A 16,224-nucleotide genomic window follows, 5' to 3' on the forward strand; every position below is an offset into this window, starting at 1 on the left:
CCCTGCGTAGAACGGGTAACAATTCGGTGACTCACGCCCGAAGTTGAAGTTCGACGTTAAAAGGAAAGGCCGCCACCGGAAAGGGTGGCGGCCTAGAGTCCTTAGCGGACCGGGTGACTGACTACTTGACAGCAGCCTTCAGCTTGGAGCCGGCGGTCAGCTTGACGCTGCTGCCTGCTGCAATCTGGATGGTCTCGCCGGTCTGAGGGTTGCGTCCGGTGCGGGCGGCACGCTCGGTGCGCTCGACAGCGAGCCAACCTGGGATGGTGACCTTGACGTTGTTGGCAGCTGAGGTTGCCAGTACATCGAACAGTGCGTCAAGAACGCCGTTAACGGCGGTCTGGCTGGTGTCAGCCTTCGCTGCTACTTCTGCTACCAGTTCGCTGCGGTTCTTGGTTTCTTTCGTTGCCAATTTACGTCCTCCTGGACTTGTCCGTTATTTGTAAAGCCTTCACGATTCTGAAAGCCTCTGTGCGAAAACTTACCAGCTTGAGCACCAAACTCCGGTCGTTTCCGGCGTTTTTGGGGGTTTTTAGATGCCAAAGGGCACTATTTCAGCTGCTGACTCGGGGAAATCCCTGTTTGGTGCCGGTGAAGACCACGACCAGCGCCCCGAGTGCCAGCCCCGCCGCAGCGAATCCGATTCCCGACGGGCCACCCACTGTCAGCATCTGCGCACCCACCAGCGCTCCGGCGCTGATCCCGATATTGAACGTCGAGTTATGAACGGCAGCCACGGTGTCCGGGTGGTCCCGGAACGCGCTCATCGCTGCGGTCTGCACATAGGCGGGAACCGGACCGTACAGCAGGCCCCACAGGATCACCACGGCCAGGGTCCAGCCCGGCGCCCCATCCAGCAGCGCGACCCCCAGGAAAGACACCGTCATCACCAGCAGGGAGAGCAGTAACGCGGGACGCAACGCCGAGTCGGTGAACCGGCTGCAGATCGCGAGTCCCAGAATCCCGGCTCCGCCGTAGGCGAGCAACGCGAATCCCACGTTCTCAGCGGTGAAGCCTGACTGGAGCAGCACCGGGGTGATGAAGGTGTAGAGGGCAAACTGGGCGGTCATCATCACCACCACCGCGACTATCACCCGCCGCAGTGCAGGTCCCGCCAACGCCTCACGCAGCTGTGCGCCGCCAGAAACCTTGGACCCGCCAATGCCCGGCATGACGACGGCGGCGCCCACCGACAGGAGCAGCGCAATGATGGCGGCGCAGCCGAACGACCAGCGCCACCCGACCGTCGCCCCCAGCCAGGTACTCAGGGGCACCCCGAGAGCGATCGCGACGGCGTTGCCCGCGTTCACCAGCGCCATCGCCCCACCCAACCGGCCCGGCGGTGCCAACCGGCTCGCGTAGCCGAAGACCACCGCGAAGAACAGTGCGTGACACGCCCCGGCCAGGATTCGCCCGGTCAGCGCCACCGAGTAATCCTGCGCCAGGCACAGCACGATGTTGCTGACGCCGTAACCGGCGAGCAGCCCCACCAGCAGCGGCTTTCGGGGCACAGCACTGGTCCACGCGTTCAACGGGATGGAGGCGAACACCACCACTGCTGCGTAGGCAGAGACCAGCAACCCGATGGCCGACTCGGTGACACCCAGGTCCTCCGCCATCAGGGGCAGCAGACCAATGGGGAGCACCTCTGTGGCGACCGCAAGGAACCCACCCACGGACAGCAACAGCATCGGAGGTTCGAGCAGTTTCTGCTGCCGCACGGGCATTCCCTTCAGGATGGGTGCAGTCTGTCAGGACCGGCGCTTAACGCAAGAGGACGGCGACCCAGGGTCGCCGTCCTCTTGCAAACTGGTAGTTACCAGCCAGCCGGAGTTACCAGCTGGACTTGGTCACACCGGGCAGCTCGCCGCGGTGAGCCATGTCGCGGAAGCGAACACGGGAGATACCGAACTTCTGCAGCGTTCCGCGGGGGCGGCCATCGATCTGGTCGCGGTTGCGGAGGCGTACTGGCGACGCGTTGCGGGGCAGCTTCTGCAGGCCGAGGCGTGCAGCTTCGCGGGCTTCGTCAGTCGCGTTGGGGTCAACCAGCGTCTTCTTCAGCTCGAGGCGCTTCTCGGCGTAGCGCTCAACAATTACCTTGCGCTGTTCGTTGCGGGCAATTTTAGACTTCTTAGCCATGTGTTTAGCGCTCCTCTCGGAATTCGACGTGCTTGCGGATCTTGGGATCGTACTTCATCAGAACCATGCGGTCCGGGTCGTTACGGCGGTTCTTGCGGGTCACGTAGGTGTACCCCGTGCCGGCCGTCGACTTCAGCTTGATGATCGGGCGTACGTCTTTATCTTTTGCCATTAGAGCTTCACTCCCCGAGCCAGGATCGACGCGACGACGGCGTCAATTCCGCGCACATCGATGGTCTTGATGCCGCGGGCCGAAACCTGCAGCGTGACGTTGCGGCGCAGGGACGGAACCCAGTAGCGCTTCTTCTGGATGTTCGGGTCAAACCTGCGCTTGGTGCGGCGGTGTGAGTGGGAAATGCTGTGCCCAAAGCCCGGCTCGGCTCCAGTCACTTGGCAGTGAGCTGCCATGACGATCCTCCAAAGAGTTAATGAAAATACCTAGAACCAGCAGTCTTGTCTGCTGGGAATGCAACCAGGGGCGCCCCAAACGACAGCCGAAACTGTCGGGATGATTAGCGGTTTTCGCGCAACTTGAGCCCCTAACTACCGATTCCCCGGAAGATATGATCCCAAGAATCGGAGCAATTGCGCACGCTCCGCCACCTGATGCCCTCCTATTCTAGGAGCTGCCGGGGGTTAAGACCAATCGCCGTTGCGGTCTACCACCGTCACGACGTCGTCGTCGCCCACCTGCGCTCCGGCGTCGAGCGTGGCACCGGAGTCAACAATGGACCGCACAATCCGGGCCCCGGAGGGAACGGTGACCCCGTTCAGCAGGATCGAATCGACGACGACGGCGCCCGCCTCCACCACCGTGTCCGACCCAATCACGCTGTGGCTGACTTCGCCGAGGACGCGGCTGCCCGGCGCCAACAGCGAGTCGGCCACGACCGCACCTTTCCCGACAAACCCGGGCAGTCGCTGGGAGCTGCTGGTGAGGATGGGCCAGGCCGGGTGGTCGAACGCCAGACCCTCGCCATCAAGCAGTTCCATGTGCGCCCGGTGGTAGTTCTCGGGGGTACCAAGATCGAGCCAATACCCTTCAAGGCGGTGTTCCACCACGGTTGAATGCTGCACCAGGTGGGGCAGCAGCTGGTCGCCGTAGTCGTCGAGGCCGCCCTCTTCCTTCTCCAGCAGTTCCAGGGTGTCGAGCAGGTGCGCGGCATCGAATAGGAAGACTTCGGTGGCCACCAGGGTGGTCTTGGGCTTGTCGGGCTTGTACTCGAAGCCGGTGACGGCGCCGCCGGACACCTCGACCACACCGTGGTTGGAGGCGTCGCCGTCGAAGTGTGTGGTCACGATTGTCGCGGCGGCTTTGGCCTCCAGATGGGTTTGGACGACATCGCGGAAGTCCAGCTGGTACAGGTGATCGGCGCTCAGAAGCAGCACCAGATCGGGGTCGAACTCGCGGATAAACGCTGCCTGCCGGAACAGGCTATCGGCGTTTCCGTCCGCGAAGCCCTCCCCTTCCCTGCCCTCAAACGGCGGCAGGACACGCAGCCCGCCGTTGGTGCGGTCCAGATCCCACGGCCGGCCATTGGCCAGATGGTCGTTGAGCGAGTTCGGCTGGTACTGCTGCACCATCCACACATCCGAGAAGCCGCTGTGATGCAGGTTGGAGAGGGGGATGTCGATCAGGCGGTAGGAGCCGGCGACGGGCAGCGCCGGTTTGGCACGCTTATCCGTCAGCGGCCCCAACCGTCCACCCGAACCGCCTGCGAGAACGATCGCAAGGACGGACGGTCGGTTCATGGTTGCACTCCAGGTGTGGGTTGATTCAGGATCCAGTGGGTACTGTCGAGGCGGGCCAGGATCTTCTTGCCAATCCGCTCCAGGTCGCGGACGTCGTCGTCGGTCAACGCGTCGAAGACCGATTCCCGTACATGGTCAACATGCTCGCGGGCCAGTAACTGCAGATTCGTCAGCCCGTCCTCGGTGATCCGGGCGGTGGTGACCCGACCATCGCTGGCGCTGGGGCACCGGGACACCCAGCCGCGCTGCTCAAGTTTCTTCACCACATGGCTCAGGCGGGACAGTGACGCATTCGACCGGGCAGCAAGTTCACTCATCGCGAGGGTGAGGTCATCAGTCTCGGAAAGCATCGCCAGGACGTGATAATCGAACAGCGTGATCTTGGCCTGCCGGAACAGGTGGGCGTCCAGCGTGCCAGGGAGCATGGTGGTGACGGCGTAGAGCGCAAGCCAGGCTTGCCGCTCCTCGGGATTCAGCCATCGGACACCACTCATCCCGCCATTCTGGCACAGACACCGTTCGCCAGCGGTGCCCCGCGGGCCGGCTGGGACCCTAGGCCCACGCCGGGCGGGTGAGCTCCGGGTACTTGGCCGTCAGCACATCCCCCGAAGACACGCCGCGCAGGCGCCGCCCCACCCACGGCGACAGATAGTCGCGCGCCCACTGGGCGTCCGCTCGTAGCTGATCTATCCGCGACGACGCCGGCGCGGCCTCCAGCTCGGGCAGGTCGATCTCGTGGGAGGCCCGCAACACTTCGAGCACCCGCCTGGCCATGAGGGTGTGTCCGGCGGCGGACATGTGCATCCGGTCAGTGTCCCAATAGCCCCAATTCTGGAACTCCCTGAACCGCCAGTAGTCCACCACGTCGGCGTGGTGCCGGTCAGCAATTTCACGGACCAGTTCGTTATAGATGGCCGTCCGCCCGCGGGTCTTGCCGAACACCGCCGACCCCACCGAATCAAAACCGGTAAACAGCACCACGGCGGCGCCCGAGCTTGCAAGGCGGGCCACGCCGTCGTCGTAGGCGGCCATCAGGGCGTCAATGTCGATCCGCGGCCGCAGAATGTCGTTGCCACCCGCGTAGATGGTGATCAGCGTGGGCTGCAGGGCCAGTGCCCGGTCAACCTGTTCGTCGAGAACCTGGCGCACTTTCTTGCCGCGGACGGCGAGATTCGCGTATCCCCAGGAGCTGTCGGCAAGGATCAGTTGCTCGGCCACCCGGTCAGCCCACCCCCGCACCCCATTGGGGCTGACTTCATGCCAGTCGCCGACGCCTTCCGTAAACGAATCACCGAGGGCCACATATCGTTGAGAGAATTCCACTAGAAGAGGCTACCTGCTCCCGCCGCGCGATAAGGTGGCATTGCAAGCAGACTGATAACTTTTTGCAGCGCACCCCCGCTCCCCTCCCCACAACCTGAGAAGGACATCATGACCCAGCCCTCCGACACTCGGACCAAGCGCGCCGCGTTGATCATCAACCCGGTCAAGAACACCGGGGCTGATATTCGTGCGATCGTTTCGGAGCTCTGCGCTGCCGAGGGGTGGGACGAGGTGCTGTACCTGGAGACATCGGTTGATGACCCCGGCCGTGGCCAGGCACAGGAAGCCGTCGATGCCGGCGTGGACGTGGTGATCGCCGCTGGCGGTGACGGAACGGTCCGCTGCGTGGCCGAGGTCGTCAACGGCACCGGCGTCGCACTGGGGCTGATCCCGCTCGGCACCGGCAACCTGCTGGCCCGGAACCTGGACATCGCCGTCGACGATCCGGAGGAGGCCGCCAAGGCAGCCCTGTTCGGCACCGAACGCAACGTTGACGTCGTTCATGTCACGGTTGACCGCGCCCAGGACTCGCACGTGTTCCTGGTGATGGCGGGGCTGGGGTTTGACGCGTCGATCATGGCTGACACCCGTGATGACCTCAAAGACAAGGTGGGCTGGCTGGCCTACGTCGACGCCGGCATCCGGAACCTGAGCGGCAAGCCTGCACGCACCCGGATCACACTGGACGGCGGCGAGGTCATCGAGCGTCGGCTGCGCAGCGTGATGGGCGGCAACTGCGGCAAGATCATGGGCGGGCTGGAGATTTTCCCCGGCGCCAAGATTGACGACGGCCTGCTGGACATCATGACCGTGGCGCCCACCGGCCGGCTCGGCTGGTTCGGCGTCGTGGGTAAGCTGTTTGCCCGCGGAAAGGGCAAGGACCCGTCCCTCGAGTACTTCCAGTGCAAGGAAGCCGAGATCCAGCTCGACGAGCCGCAGGAAATCCAGCTCGACGGCGACCCCCTCGGCAAGGGCACCCACATGGCCCTGCGCGTGGACGCTAATTCGTTGCGGCTGCGGATGCCTTACGGCAAGAAGGATCCAGCAGTCGTCACCCACCCGGAGCCCTAAGCCGCGAGGGCCGGGTCCGGGCCGGGGCTAGAGCCGGGTCTGGGGATCGACTTTTTCGCCGTCGACCAGTAGCTCGAAGTGGAGGTGGCATCCGGTGGAGTTGCCGGTGCTGCCGACGGCGCCCAGGCCCTCGGCTTTGCCCACTTTCTGACCCACGGTCACGCCGAGCACACTGAGATGGTTGTACGAGGTTTGGAGGCCCCCGCCGTGGTCCACCACGATCCGCTGGCCACCACCATAGGCATGCCACCCGGATTCCACCACGGTGCCCGCGCGTGATGCGAGGACCGGCGTACCGCAAGCCCCTGCGTAGTCGGTCCCGGTGTGCAGCTCGTCGCCGTACCCGCCCATCGGGTTCACCCGGTAGCCGAACGACGAAGCAATTTCGGCACCCTTGATCGGGGTGGTGAACGCCGCCGCGTCGCTGGACAGGACAGTGGTTTTGGCCTTCGGGGTTGCGGCCGTCGCGAGCGGGGACTCCCTGCTGAAATCAATGTCTGCTTCAGCGTCAGCAGTAACCGGTGCGGCTACGGCGGGGCCGGTTCCGGCGGTAGGGGCTGCCGAGGGGGAAGCCTCCGGCGAGGGAAAGGCTGCGGTGAGAACGAGGCCCGCCGCTGCGGCGAGGACTCCCACGGCCAGCACAGCTGACCGGCGGTTGGATTTCAAGGTGGACTTAGGCGGGGCGGACGCGCGGCGGCGCCCGGACGTGACCGGCTGGAGCAAAACAGGAGCCTCTCTGCAACGCCGGTGAAGTTAGCTGTCGGATTCGAGCAAGAGTTGACTCGGCCCACTGCTGCTCTTCCAGTGAGCGGAAGAGTGGTTTGCGAAGGGCTGCACCCCAAGGCAGAAAACTGCCGAAGATGGGTCCTCCACCCCTGCCACGGTGAATTGGGGGCCGGCTGCTGACAGGGTTAGGCGTGCAGTCCGGGAGCCACAATGATGCGGATGGCTCCCTATAAGAATAGGGCGCTTAGCCGAGAAGTTATAATTTCGTTACACAGATCACGGCGTGGCGACTAGCCAAGTTCGGATCGGCCCCTGCGCCAATACCCCATGAAGGCCACCTGCTTGCGGTCAATCCCGACGTCGCGCACCAGATAACGCCGCAGCCCACGGACCACCGCGGCCTCGCCCGCGATCCAGGCATAGAACGGGAGCGCACCGGAGGGCCGGTCCGGGTTCAGCGAGGAATTCAGCGTTGACGCGTTCAGCCGCTGCGGGGTTTCCCACAGGATCGTTTCGTCAATGTTCACTTCTTCCGGCTCGGGGCCTGCTGTGGCTGCGGCAGCGGCGGCGAGGGTCAGCCCGGCGCGGGAGCTGGCATCGACTCCGACGGCGAACGGCGCGGCCAGCGACACCCAGCCGGGCACCCGAACCGTATCCCGGACCGCCGCGTCCAGCAGTTCACCGTGGGGGCGTTCCCCCCGGGCGAGCCAGATGATTTCCACCGCTGAGGTGGTGGACACAGCCTGGAAGTCTGCGTGGTCCGGCACTTCAAGGAAGGCGTGCCCGCCGACGTCGGCGGGGAGGGACTCCAGAATGGCGCTGATGGCGGGGACAGCTGTCTCGTCGCCAGCGAGGAGGACCTGCTGGGCGAGCCCCGGACGCCACTCGATCCCGCCGTAGGAGCCGGCGGTGGTGCAGGTGGCGGCGTGGACGTTCGGGCCGATCAGCCAGATCCGATCGCCGGGGGTGGCGGCGGCGGCCCACAGCGACGCCGGCCCCCCGTTCCCCTCAGCATCGAAGTGCATCACGAAGTCGACGTCGATCTCTGGCTGGTCGCCATCGCACCGGGCCGCCCTGACGGTGTAGGTGCGCATGGCGCCGCGCTCGGCGGGGTCCATCGCGAGCCACCGCTGATACCAGCCCGAGCCCTCGGGCGGTGACTCGAGGAGCTCCCGCATGTTCACGCGGGGGGCATCGTCGTCGCGGGTGGCGGGGATCATGACTTTGATCCGCAGGTCGAGCGTTGGCCCCTGCACCCCGAAGTCCCTCAGGCAGGACCCGCCGAAGGTGATGCGTTGGAAGTTGTCGCTGAGGCGCTGCACCCGGGTGACGACGACGTCGAAGGCTGATACCGCCGAAACGGTTCCATCGGTGCGCTGGGATGCGCGCTCGCTCCGTCGGGCCGTGCGATTGCTGACTTCGGTCATGTTGCTGCCTCCAGGTGGTGCGCGGACAGCGTGTCCTGCGGGTTAGGCAGGAACCCCTGCCCGGTGGACGTTTCGGGTGACGACTGAGTAGCTCCGTCGCCTGAGTGGTGCCGGCCGACCGGCACCACCATGGGTGTGCCGGATACGGGGTCCGGGATGACGCGGCATTGCAGACCGAAAACCGAGGTGACGGTCTCCTCAGTCACCACCTTGGCGGGACTGCCCTGCGCGGCGATCTGGCCGTCCTTCATGGCGATGAGGTGATCGGCGTAGCGTGCGGCGAGGTTCAGGTCGTGGAGCACGATGGCCACCGTGGTGCCGTCGCGCCGGTTCAGGTCGGTGATCAGATCCAGTACTTCCACCTGGTGGGTGACGTCGAGGAAGGTGGTGGGTTCATCCAGCAGCAGGATGTCGGTTTGCTGGGCCAGGGCCATCGCGATCCAGACCCGCTGCCGCTGCCCACCGGACAGTTCATCGACAAAGCGGTCAGCGAGCTCAAGGGTGTCGGTGGCTTGGAGGGCGGAGGCGACGGCGACGTCGTCGTCGTTGGTCCACTGCCGGAACCAGCCCTGGTGCGGGTAGCGGCCGCGACCCACCAGGTCGGCGACGGTGATCCCGTCCGGGGCTACCGGTGTTTGCGGGAGCAGCCCGAGGATCCGCGCGACGGTGCGGGTGGACAGCGAGTGGATGTCCTTGCCGTCGAGGTTGACGACGCCGGCCGATGGCTTCAGCAGGCGGGCCAGGCCGCGCAGCAGGGTGGACTTGCCGCAGGCGTTGGCACCGACGATCACCGTGACCTTGCCGGCCGGCAGCTCGACGGTGAGGTCCTGGACCACTTTGCGGTCGTCGTATGCGAGTGTCAGCTCGCTGGCTGTCAGAGCCATTTCAGCCTCCCTGTCCTGTCCTGTTGGCGGTCACGAGCAGCCACAGCAGGAACGGGGCGCCGAGGACGCCTGTTACTACGCCGACCGGAAGTGACACACCGGGAATCATGTTGGCTGCCACGAAGTCTGCGGCGAGAACTATCACCGCGCCCACCAGTCCGGCCGCGGTGAGAGACACGGCGCCCTTCACGAGGCGGCGCGCGATCGGGCCGGCGAGGAAGGCGACGAACGCCACCGGCCCGGCGGCGGCGGTGGCAACGGCAGCCAGGGCCACTCCGACGGTGATCAGAGCTAGCCGCGATGGTTCGACCCGGATGCCGAGACTGGCGGCGGTATCGTCGCCGAGTTCCAGTCCGCGCAGCCCCCGGGACAGGACGGCCGCCGCGGGGATCAGCAGCAGCAGGGCGAGGATGAGGATCGTGGCGCGGTCCCAGTTGCTGGAATTCAGGGAGCCGTTGAGCCAGACCAGGGTGTCCGATGCGGTGCGGATATCGGTGCGGGTGAGCAGGAAACTGACCACCGCGTGCAGCACCGCGGCGAAGCCAATTCCCACCAGGATCAGCCGGTACCCGGCCGCCGAGCCGCGGCGGGAGAGCAGGTAGATCGCTGCCGCGACGGCGAGGGCACCGATCAGGGCGGAAAGGGAGACCGCAACGCCCGCCGCCCCGAACAGCACTATTGCTGCCACGGCGGAGGCACTGGCTCCGTAGCTGATCCCAATGATGTCGGGGCTGGCCAGCGGGTTCCGGAGCATGGTCTGGAAAATGGTGCCCGCCAGGCCGAAGGCCACTCCGATAAGGACCGCGATCACCGCGCGGGGAAGCTTGTTTTCCATCACGATGAACGTAGCGCCGGGGATATCGGCGCCGCCGAGGATCCTGAAGAAGTCCGGGATGGTCACGGTATAGGTGCCGAGCAGGACGGAGACCGCGAACAGGACGGCGGTGATCCCCGCGAGGATACCGATCACCAGGCGGCGCTGGGCTGCTTGCCGGCGTCGACCGCCGCTGACGGTAGCCGACGGCGGTGTGGCAGCGCCATTCGGTGTGGCAGCGACGTCCGGGGCGGCGGGTGTGGCCGCACCGGTCGGGGGCGCTGGGTGGAGGCTCATAGTTGGGCCAGCTTCCGGCGGCGGACCAGCCAGATGAACACCGGGGCGCCGATGACGGCGGTCATGATCCCCACCTGCACCTCGCCGGGTGGCAGGATGAGCCGGCCGACAATGTCGGCTCCGATGAGCAGCACCGGGGCAAGTGCCACCGAGAAGGGCAGGATCCAGCGGTAGTCGGGGCCGGTGAGCACCCGCACCATGTGAGGGATCACCAGGCCCACGAAGGCGATCGGTCCGGCGGCTGCGGTCGCAGCGCCACAGAGGATGACGACGCCCAGCGCCGCGACACCGCGGGCTACCGCCACGTTCTGGCCGAGCCCCTTCGCGATGTCGTCACCGAGGGACAGGCTGTTCAGTGCCTTACCGGTCAGGAGGGTCAACAGGATGCCGACCACGAGGAACGGCAGGACCGGCAGGAGGACATCCCAGCCACGACCTGACACAGTGCCGACCTGCCAGAACCGGAACCGGTCGAGCGTCTCCTGGCTGGACACCAGGACGGCGTTCATCAGACTGCCCAGCCCCGCGGACAGGGCCGCCCCCGCGAGCGCCAGCTTGATGGGGGTGGCGCCTTCCCGGCCGAGGCTTGCGATGGCGTAGACCACGACGGCGGCGAAGGCTGCCCCGGCGAACGCGAACCAAATGTAGCCGGTCACCTCGGCGATCCCGAAGACATAGATGCCGATGACGACGGCGAGCGCGGCTCCTGCGTTGACGCCGAGGATGCCTGGGTCAGCGAGCGGGTTCCGGGCCACTCCCTGCATGGCGGCACCGGCGAGGCCGAGGGCGGCGCCGACCATGAGGCCGGTGACGGTGCGGGGAATACGGGAGTGGACGACGGCGTGGTCGCCGTTGGCCGGGTCGAAATCGGTCAGCGCAGCGACCAGGACGTCGAAGCTGATGGGCCGGGAGCCGAATGCGAGCGAGGCGGCGCAGACCAGGGCGAGGACGACCAGCACTGCGCCCAGCTTCAGAACCCGGCGCTGTCCGCGGGGTCTGGCTGAGGCGATCGGAGCGCGGTCAAGAGGGGCTGGAGCAGTCTGCACTGCCATCGCATGCCTCCTCACCGTCTAACTCCGGACAGAAGTAAGGCTAGCCTACGGTTACCTCTATTAAGAAACGGTTATGTTCCCTAATTAGCCAGAGTGGGTCGCTCGGAGGAGCACCCGGCGGGTCGCTCCCTACCCGCCGAAACCCCACCCAGCAGCCGGGGAATCCGGTACGGGCGGGGCATCAAGTGACACGGTTTAGCTGGCTTTAGGCAGCGGTGGGCGGGGTTCCCTGCCCGAAGGGCTTGCCGCCGAGGCCTTCCCTGCCATGCTCGGTGTGCCAGTTGGCCAGATCCGGGCCTTTGGGCACAATCCCGGTCGGGTTAATGTCTTCGTGCACGATGTAGTAGTGATCCTTGATCTGGTCAAAGTCGATCGTGTCGCCGAAGCCGGGGGTCTGGAACAGGTCCCGGGCGTAGCCCCACAGGGCCGGCATTTCGGTGAGCTTGTTCCGGTTGCACTTGAAGTGTCCGTGGTAGACGGCGTCGAAGCGCACCAGGGTGGTGAACAGGCGGACGTCGACCTCGGTGATGGTCTCCCCTACCAGGAACCGCTGGTGGCTGAGGCGTTCCTCCAGCCAATCCAGCGCGGTGAACAGGCGGTCGTAGGCGTCGTTGTACGCTTCCTGCGATCCGGCGAACCCGCACCGGTAGACGCCGTTGTTCACCTCGGTGAAGATCCGCTTGGCGACCTGATCGATCTCTTCACGCAGTTCCTCCGGGTACAGATCGGGGGCGCCGTCGCGGTGGAAATCTTTCCACTCAGTGGAGAAATCAAGGGTGATTTGCGGGAAGTTGTTGGTGACGACGGCACCTGAAGGCACGTCGACGATCGCCGGAACGGTGATACCGCGCGGATACTCGGGATCCCGCTTGAAGAACGCTTCCTGCAGTCGTTCGATGCCCAGGACCGGGTCGCGTCCGTCAGGGTCGAGGTCAAAGGTCCAGGACCGCTTGTCGTGGGTCGGGCCCGGGGTCCCCAGCGAAATGGCGTCCTCGAGTCCGAGGAGCCGGCGCACGATGATGGCGCGGTTCGCCCAGGGGCAGGCGCGGGCGGCGATCAGCCGGTACCGGCCGGCCTCCACGGGAAAGCCGTCCGACCCGTCCCGGGTGATCCGGGTTTCGATATAGGTGGTGTCGCGGCTGAATTCCTTGCCCGTGTTCACGTAGGCGCCACGAGTGCTGTGTTCGTTCTCGGTCATCTCTTCAGCCTAATCTTCTGTCGCTGGGCTGTTGGTTGGAACAGCCCAGCGACAGAGGTGGAATTGATCACTGGGTGATCGCCGGTTGGCGATCAGTTGTCCTGGCTCTGCCGGGCCGACTCGCGTTCGTACTTCCGGCGCAGCTCACGCCCGTTGTCGATGTCTTCGAGTTCCTTGTCGAGCTTCTTGCGGCTTGCGGTGGCGTCCCGTGGAGGGAGCTGGATGGTTTCCTCAGCTTCGATGCCGGCCTGGAGTTGCCGGCCGCGCTCCAGTTCGGCGTCGAACTCTGCACCGAAGAGCAGTGAGAGGTTAGCCAGCCAGAGCCACAGCAGCAGCACGATGACGCCGGCGATCGCCCCGTAGGTCTCGTCATAACTGCCGAAGTTGCCAACGTAGAAAGAGAATCCAGCAGTGGTGAGTCCGAGGACCAACAACGCAACAAACGATCCCATGCTCATCCAACGGAACTTGGGCTGCTTCACGTTGGGCGCCCCGTAGTACAGGATGGCGATCATCAGGATGGCAAAAACCACCATGACCGGCCACTTGGCGATGTTCCACACGAGGAGGGCCGTGTCGCCGAGACCAATCACATTCCCGACCGATTCGGCGATCGGTCCGGACAGGACCAGCAGGAGGGCCATCAGCACCACCAGCAGCAGGACTATAGCGGTGATGAGGAGCATTACCGGGCGCAGCTTCCAGAACGGACGCCCCTCCTCCACTTCGTATACCCGATTCATTGCCCGGCTGAAGGCGTTGACGTAGGCGGAGGCAGACCAGAGCGCACCGAGAACACCGATGATCAGCGTCAGACCAGCACCCTGTGAGGTAGCGAGACCTTCAATAGTGCTTTCGAGCGTCTCGTTCTCGGCTGCACCCGGTGCTACCCCTTCAAGGATGTCCAGCACGGTGTTGGTGGTGGTTTCCGCCTGACCGAAGACACCGAGCAGGGAGACCACCGCCAGCAGCGCCGGGAAGATCGCCAGCACCGCGAAGTAGGTCAGGGCAGCAGCCAGATCGGTGCACTGGTCTTTGCCGAATTCACGGAGGGTGCGCTTGAACACGTATCCCCAGGCCGGCTTCTTGATCTCGGTGGGGCTGTCGGGCTTCCGGTCGTCGTCGGGACTCGGCGCATTGCGTGCTTTGTCCTGGGTCTGCGCTTCGGGCGAATCCGCCGCTGTGCCGCCGCTGGGTGCCATTTGGTACCTCCACATAGTTCCTACAGGTCCAGCTGACTATTGTAAGGACCCTTACTAGTGCATAAGCCTACCTAAGGATTACCGTTGGCAGATGGCTTTCTCCCAGATTAGTCCAGCCGGCACCCTCCGAATTGCGGTTGTTGGCGCCACCGGTAACGTCGGAACCGCTCTGTTACGGCGCTTGCAACGGGCTGCGGCCGAGCATCCGGGCGGCGTGGAAATCGTCGGCTTCGCCCGCCGGCTTCCTGACACTTCCCGGGCCCCCTATGCCGGGTGCGCATGGCACGCCCTCGATATCGGGACCGACGAGGGGCGCAGCACGCTCACCGCAGCGCTCGACGGCGTTGACGCCGTCGTGCACCTGGCCTGGGCCATCCAGCCGAACCGCAATGAACCGGCGATGCACCGCACCAACGTCACCGGTACCGCCAACGCGCTGCAGGCGACCGCCGACGCGGGAGTGCGCCACTTCGTCTGCGCGTCATCGGTGGGTGCCTATAGCCCGGCCTCGAAGGGCCAGCGGGTGGATGAAAGTTGGCCGCATGGGGGCATCAGCACCTCTCACTACAGTCGGCATAAGGCTGAGCAGGAAGCGCTCCTTGATGACTTCGACCGGCGGTACCCGGAGATCCCCGTCACCCGGCTTCGCCCGGGGCTGATCTTTCAGCAGGATGCAGGGAGCGAGATCGGCCGCTACTTCCTGGGCCCGCTCGTCCCGAAGTTCCTGCTCGATCGGCTGCGGCTCCCGGTCATTCCCATTCCCGATCGGCTGATCTTTCAGGCGGTCCACGCCGACGACGTCGCAGACGCCTACTGGCGGGCCGTCGACCGGCGGGTGGGCGGTGCCTTCAACATCGCTGCCGAACCGGTGCTCACACCGGCCAAGGTCGCGGGGCAGTTGGGCGCCCGACGAGTGGTGAACCTCCCCGTGAAGGTGCTGCGCGCCGTCGTCGGCGTGACCTGGGCGCTGGGGCTGCAGCGTACCGATCCGGGGTGGATCGACATGGCTGCCCTGGCACCGGTCATGAACACCGACCGTGCACGCACACTGCTCGGGTGGGAGCCGGAGCATTCCTCACTCGACGCCATCCGCGCCGTGCTGACCGGGCTTAGCGCGGGCGACGGCGTGGACGGCTCCCCCAGCCTCAAACCCCGCACCTAGCCCTCCACGCATTGGAACGAGTCAACACAAATAGCAGGTTTCACGCCGGAAAGTGGTTATTTGTGTTGACTCGATCCGAGGGCGGCGGGTTGGGGAGCTTCGAGGGCTTGGGGAGGGTGCACCGCCTCCCACCGCTGCCGGGGCAGCGCCTCGCGGTGGTGGGTCTGTAGGAACACGACCATTGATTCGCGGATCAGGCACTTCAGGTCCCAGAGGGCGTCATTGTCGACGGCGCTGACCAGGACTCTGGCCCGCACCATCCCGTCGGTGGCCTGAGTGATTTGCAGGGTGCTGGTGCGCCCGTCCCACAGCGTGGTCTCGGCAAGTATTGCGGCCAGGTGGGCCCGCATCGAGTCGATGGGGACCCGCCAGTCGAGGTCCAGGTCAACGGTGCCGAGCAGTTCGGAACGGCTCCGCGTCCAGTTCTCGAACGGCGTGGTGGTGAAGTAGGTCGAGGGCAGGATGATCCGGCGGTCGTCCCAGACCTTGACCACCACATAGGTCATGGTGATTTCCTCGACCGTGCCCAGCTGTTCTTCAACGAACACGGTGTCGTCGATCCGCAGGGCGTCGGTGAAGGCCAGTTGCACCCCGGCAAAGACGTTGGCCAGGGAGCTCTGGACGGCGAGGCCGGCGACAATGGAGATTAGCCCGGCCGAGGCCAGGATGCCAGCGCCGAGGGCACGCACCTCGGGGATCGTCAGCAGCACGCTGGCCAGCGCGAAGGTGATCACCAGTGCCACTCCCACCCGGCGGGCCAGCATGATCTGCGTTTTCAGGCGCCGCATCCGCCCATGGTCAACGGTGTCCCTCCCGTATTTCCGCAACGCCACCGCCTCAAACACCAGCAGGAGCGACGCGACCAGCCAAGCCACGGCCCCAATGAGAGCCAGCACCAGCGCGTAGTCCACCGGCCCAAACCAGTCGGTGTCGGCGGCAGTCACCGCGAGGGCTATCCGCGCGCCCACAATGGCGAGCACGAGCCGCACCGGGTTCAGCGCCCGACGGGATGCCCCCTGAATGGCGGGGACCTTCCGCAGGGCGCGCACAGCTATCCGGCGCAAAATGGCTGCGAGCAGCACGGCTGCGATCAAGGCCGCAGCGACCCCGACCACCGGGGCCAACGCGTTGACTAGTTCATCCATGGCTTCACCGTCTCAGATGACAGTGGGTAGCT

18 protein-coding genes and 1 riboswitch are annotated in these 16,224 nt (G+C 65.4%); of the genes, 2 read left to right on the forward strand and 16 right to left on the reverse strand.

Annotated features, from left to right (window positions below; genetic code table 11):
* Positions 1-121 precede the first annotated feature (121 nt).
* From ACX80Z_RS12355 to ACX80Z_RS12390, 8 genes are all read right to left on the reverse strand, one after another.
* Positions 122-412 (reverse strand): HU family DNA-binding protein, encoded by a 291-nt coding sequence (locus ACX80Z_RS12355; RefSeq protein WP_019481737.1) that lies wholly within the window; start codon positions 410-412, stop codon positions 122-124.
* Positions 413-554: 142 nt separating this feature from the next.
* Positions 555-1,721: an MFS transporter gene (locus ACX80Z_RS12360; protein ID WP_162148057.1), complete on the reverse strand. Its 1,167-nt coding sequence runs from the start codon at positions 1,719-1,721 to the stop codon at positions 555-557.
* Between the two features lie 112 nt (positions 1,722-1,833).
* On the reverse strand, positions 1,834-2,139 hold the full coding sequence (rpsN, locus tag ACX80Z_RS12365) for a 30S ribosomal protein S14 (RefSeq protein WP_019481735.1): 306 nt from the start codon (positions 2,137-2,139) through the stop codon (positions 1,834-1,836).
* Positions 2,140-2,143: 4 nt separating this feature from the next.
* A complete protein-coding gene (rpmG, locus tag ACX80Z_RS12370) occupies positions 2,144-2,311 on the reverse strand; it encodes a 50S ribosomal protein L33 (RefSeq protein ID WP_019481734.1) in 168 nt (55 codons plus the stop codon).
* Positions 2,311-2,547, reverse strand: a complete 237-nt coding sequence (rpmB, locus tag ACX80Z_RS12375; protein ID WP_019481733.1) for a 50S ribosomal protein L28 — start codon at positions 2,545-2,547, stop codon at positions 2,311-2,313. The genes rpmG and rpmB overlap by 1 nt, the downstream gene beginning before the upstream one ends.
* Before the next feature lie 228 nt (positions 2,548-2,775).
* Complete coding sequence (locus tag ACX80Z_RS12380; RefSeq protein WP_459316073.1) at positions 2,776-3,891, reverse strand: glucose-1-phosphate adenylyltransferase family protein; 1,116 nt, start codon at positions 3,889-3,891, stop codon at positions 2,776-2,778.
* Positions 3,888-4,385, reverse strand: coding sequence for a MarR family winged helix-turn-helix transcriptional regulator (locus tag ACX80Z_RS12385; protein ID WP_024476546.1), 498 nt, complete (start codon positions 4,383-4,385; stop codon positions 3,888-3,890). The genes ACX80Z_RS12380 and ACX80Z_RS12385 overlap by 4 nt, the downstream gene beginning before the upstream one ends.
* Positions 4,386-4,443: 58 nt before the next feature.
* Positions 4,444-5,214: an SGNH/GDSL hydrolase family protein gene (locus ACX80Z_RS12390; protein ID WP_459316074.1), complete on the reverse strand. Its 771-nt coding sequence runs from the start codon at positions 5,212-5,214 to the stop codon at positions 4,444-4,446.
* Positions 5,215-5,322: 108 nt separating this feature from the next.
* Between ACX80Z_RS12390 and ACX80Z_RS12395 the strand changes: the two genes are divergently transcribed.
* Positions 5,323-6,285, forward strand: coding sequence for a diacylglycerol/lipid kinase family protein (locus ACX80Z_RS12395; protein ID WP_459316075.1), 963 nt, complete (start codon positions 5,323-5,325; stop codon positions 6,283-6,285).
* Between the two features lie 27 nt (positions 6,286-6,312).
* On the opposite strand, the gene ACX80Z_RS12400 is transcribed toward ACX80Z_RS12395, so the two are convergent.
* From ACX80Z_RS12400 to ACX80Z_RS12430, 7 genes are all read right to left on the reverse strand, one after another.
* Positions 6,313-6,951, reverse strand: a complete 639-nt coding sequence (locus tag ACX80Z_RS12400; RefSeq protein ID WP_459316076.1) for a M23 family metallopeptidase — start codon at positions 6,949-6,951, stop codon at positions 6,313-6,315.
* A gap of 61 nt (positions 6,952-7,012) precedes the next feature.
* Positions 7,013-7,196: riboswitch (cyclic di-AMP (ydaO/yuaA leader) on the reverse strand.
* A 105-nt stretch (positions 7,197-7,301) separates the two neighbouring features.
* Positions 7,302-8,438, reverse strand: a complete 1,137-nt coding sequence (locus ACX80Z_RS12405) for a siderophore-interacting protein (RefSeq protein ID WP_459304013.1) — start codon at positions 8,436-8,438, stop codon at positions 7,302-7,304.
* A complete protein-coding gene (locus ACX80Z_RS12410; RefSeq protein ID WP_459316077.1) occupies positions 8,435-9,322 on the reverse strand; it encodes an ABC transporter ATP-binding protein in 888 nt (295 codons plus the stop codon). Before ACX80Z_RS12410 ends, ACX80Z_RS12405 begins: the two co-directional genes overlap by 4 nt.
* 1 nt (position 9,323) lies before the next feature.
* A complete protein-coding gene (locus ACX80Z_RS12415) occupies positions 9,324-10,433 on the reverse strand; it encodes a FecCD family ABC transporter permease (protein ID WP_459316078.1) in 1,110 nt (369 codons plus the stop codon).
* The gene (locus ACX80Z_RS12420) at positions 10,430-11,485 is read right to left on the reverse strand and encodes a FecCD family ABC transporter permease (RefSeq protein ID WP_459316079.1); all 1,056 of its coding nucleotides are present in this window, start codon (positions 11,483-11,485) and stop codon (positions 10,430-10,432) included. The genes ACX80Z_RS12415 and ACX80Z_RS12420 overlap by 4 nt, the downstream gene beginning before the upstream one ends.
* Positions 11,486-11,690: 205 nt before the next feature.
* Positions 11,691-12,683 carry a glutathione S-transferase family protein gene (locus ACX80Z_RS12425; protein WP_459316080.1) on the reverse strand — a complete coding sequence of 331 codons (993 nt, stop codon included), beginning with the start codon at positions 12,681-12,683 and terminating at the stop codon, positions 11,691-11,693.
* 92 nt (positions 12,684-12,775) lie between these two features.
* Entirely contained in the window at positions 12,776-13,885 is a 1,110-nt protein-coding gene (locus tag ACX80Z_RS12430; protein WP_019481396.1) for a YihY/virulence factor BrkB family protein, read from the reverse strand.
* Positions 13,886-13,976: 91 nt separating this feature from the next.
* On the opposite strand from ACX80Z_RS12430, the gene ACX80Z_RS12435 reads away from it, so the two are divergent.
* A complete protein-coding gene (locus ACX80Z_RS12435) occupies positions 13,977-15,047 on the forward strand; it encodes an NAD-dependent epimerase/dehydratase family protein (RefSeq protein ID WP_459316081.1) in 1,071 nt (356 codons plus the stop codon).
* A gap of 56 nt (positions 15,048-15,103) precedes the next feature.
* On the opposite strand, the gene ACX80Z_RS12440 is transcribed toward ACX80Z_RS12435, so the two are convergent.
* Positions 15,104-16,192: a mechanosensitive ion channel family protein gene (locus tag ACX80Z_RS12440; RefSeq protein ID WP_459316082.1), complete on the reverse strand. Its 1,089-nt coding sequence runs from the start codon at positions 16,190-16,192 to the stop codon at positions 15,104-15,106.
* Between the last annotated feature and the right edge of the window lie 32 nt (positions 16,193-16,224).

The organism is Arthrobacter sp. TMT4-20 (assembly GCF_054510775.1).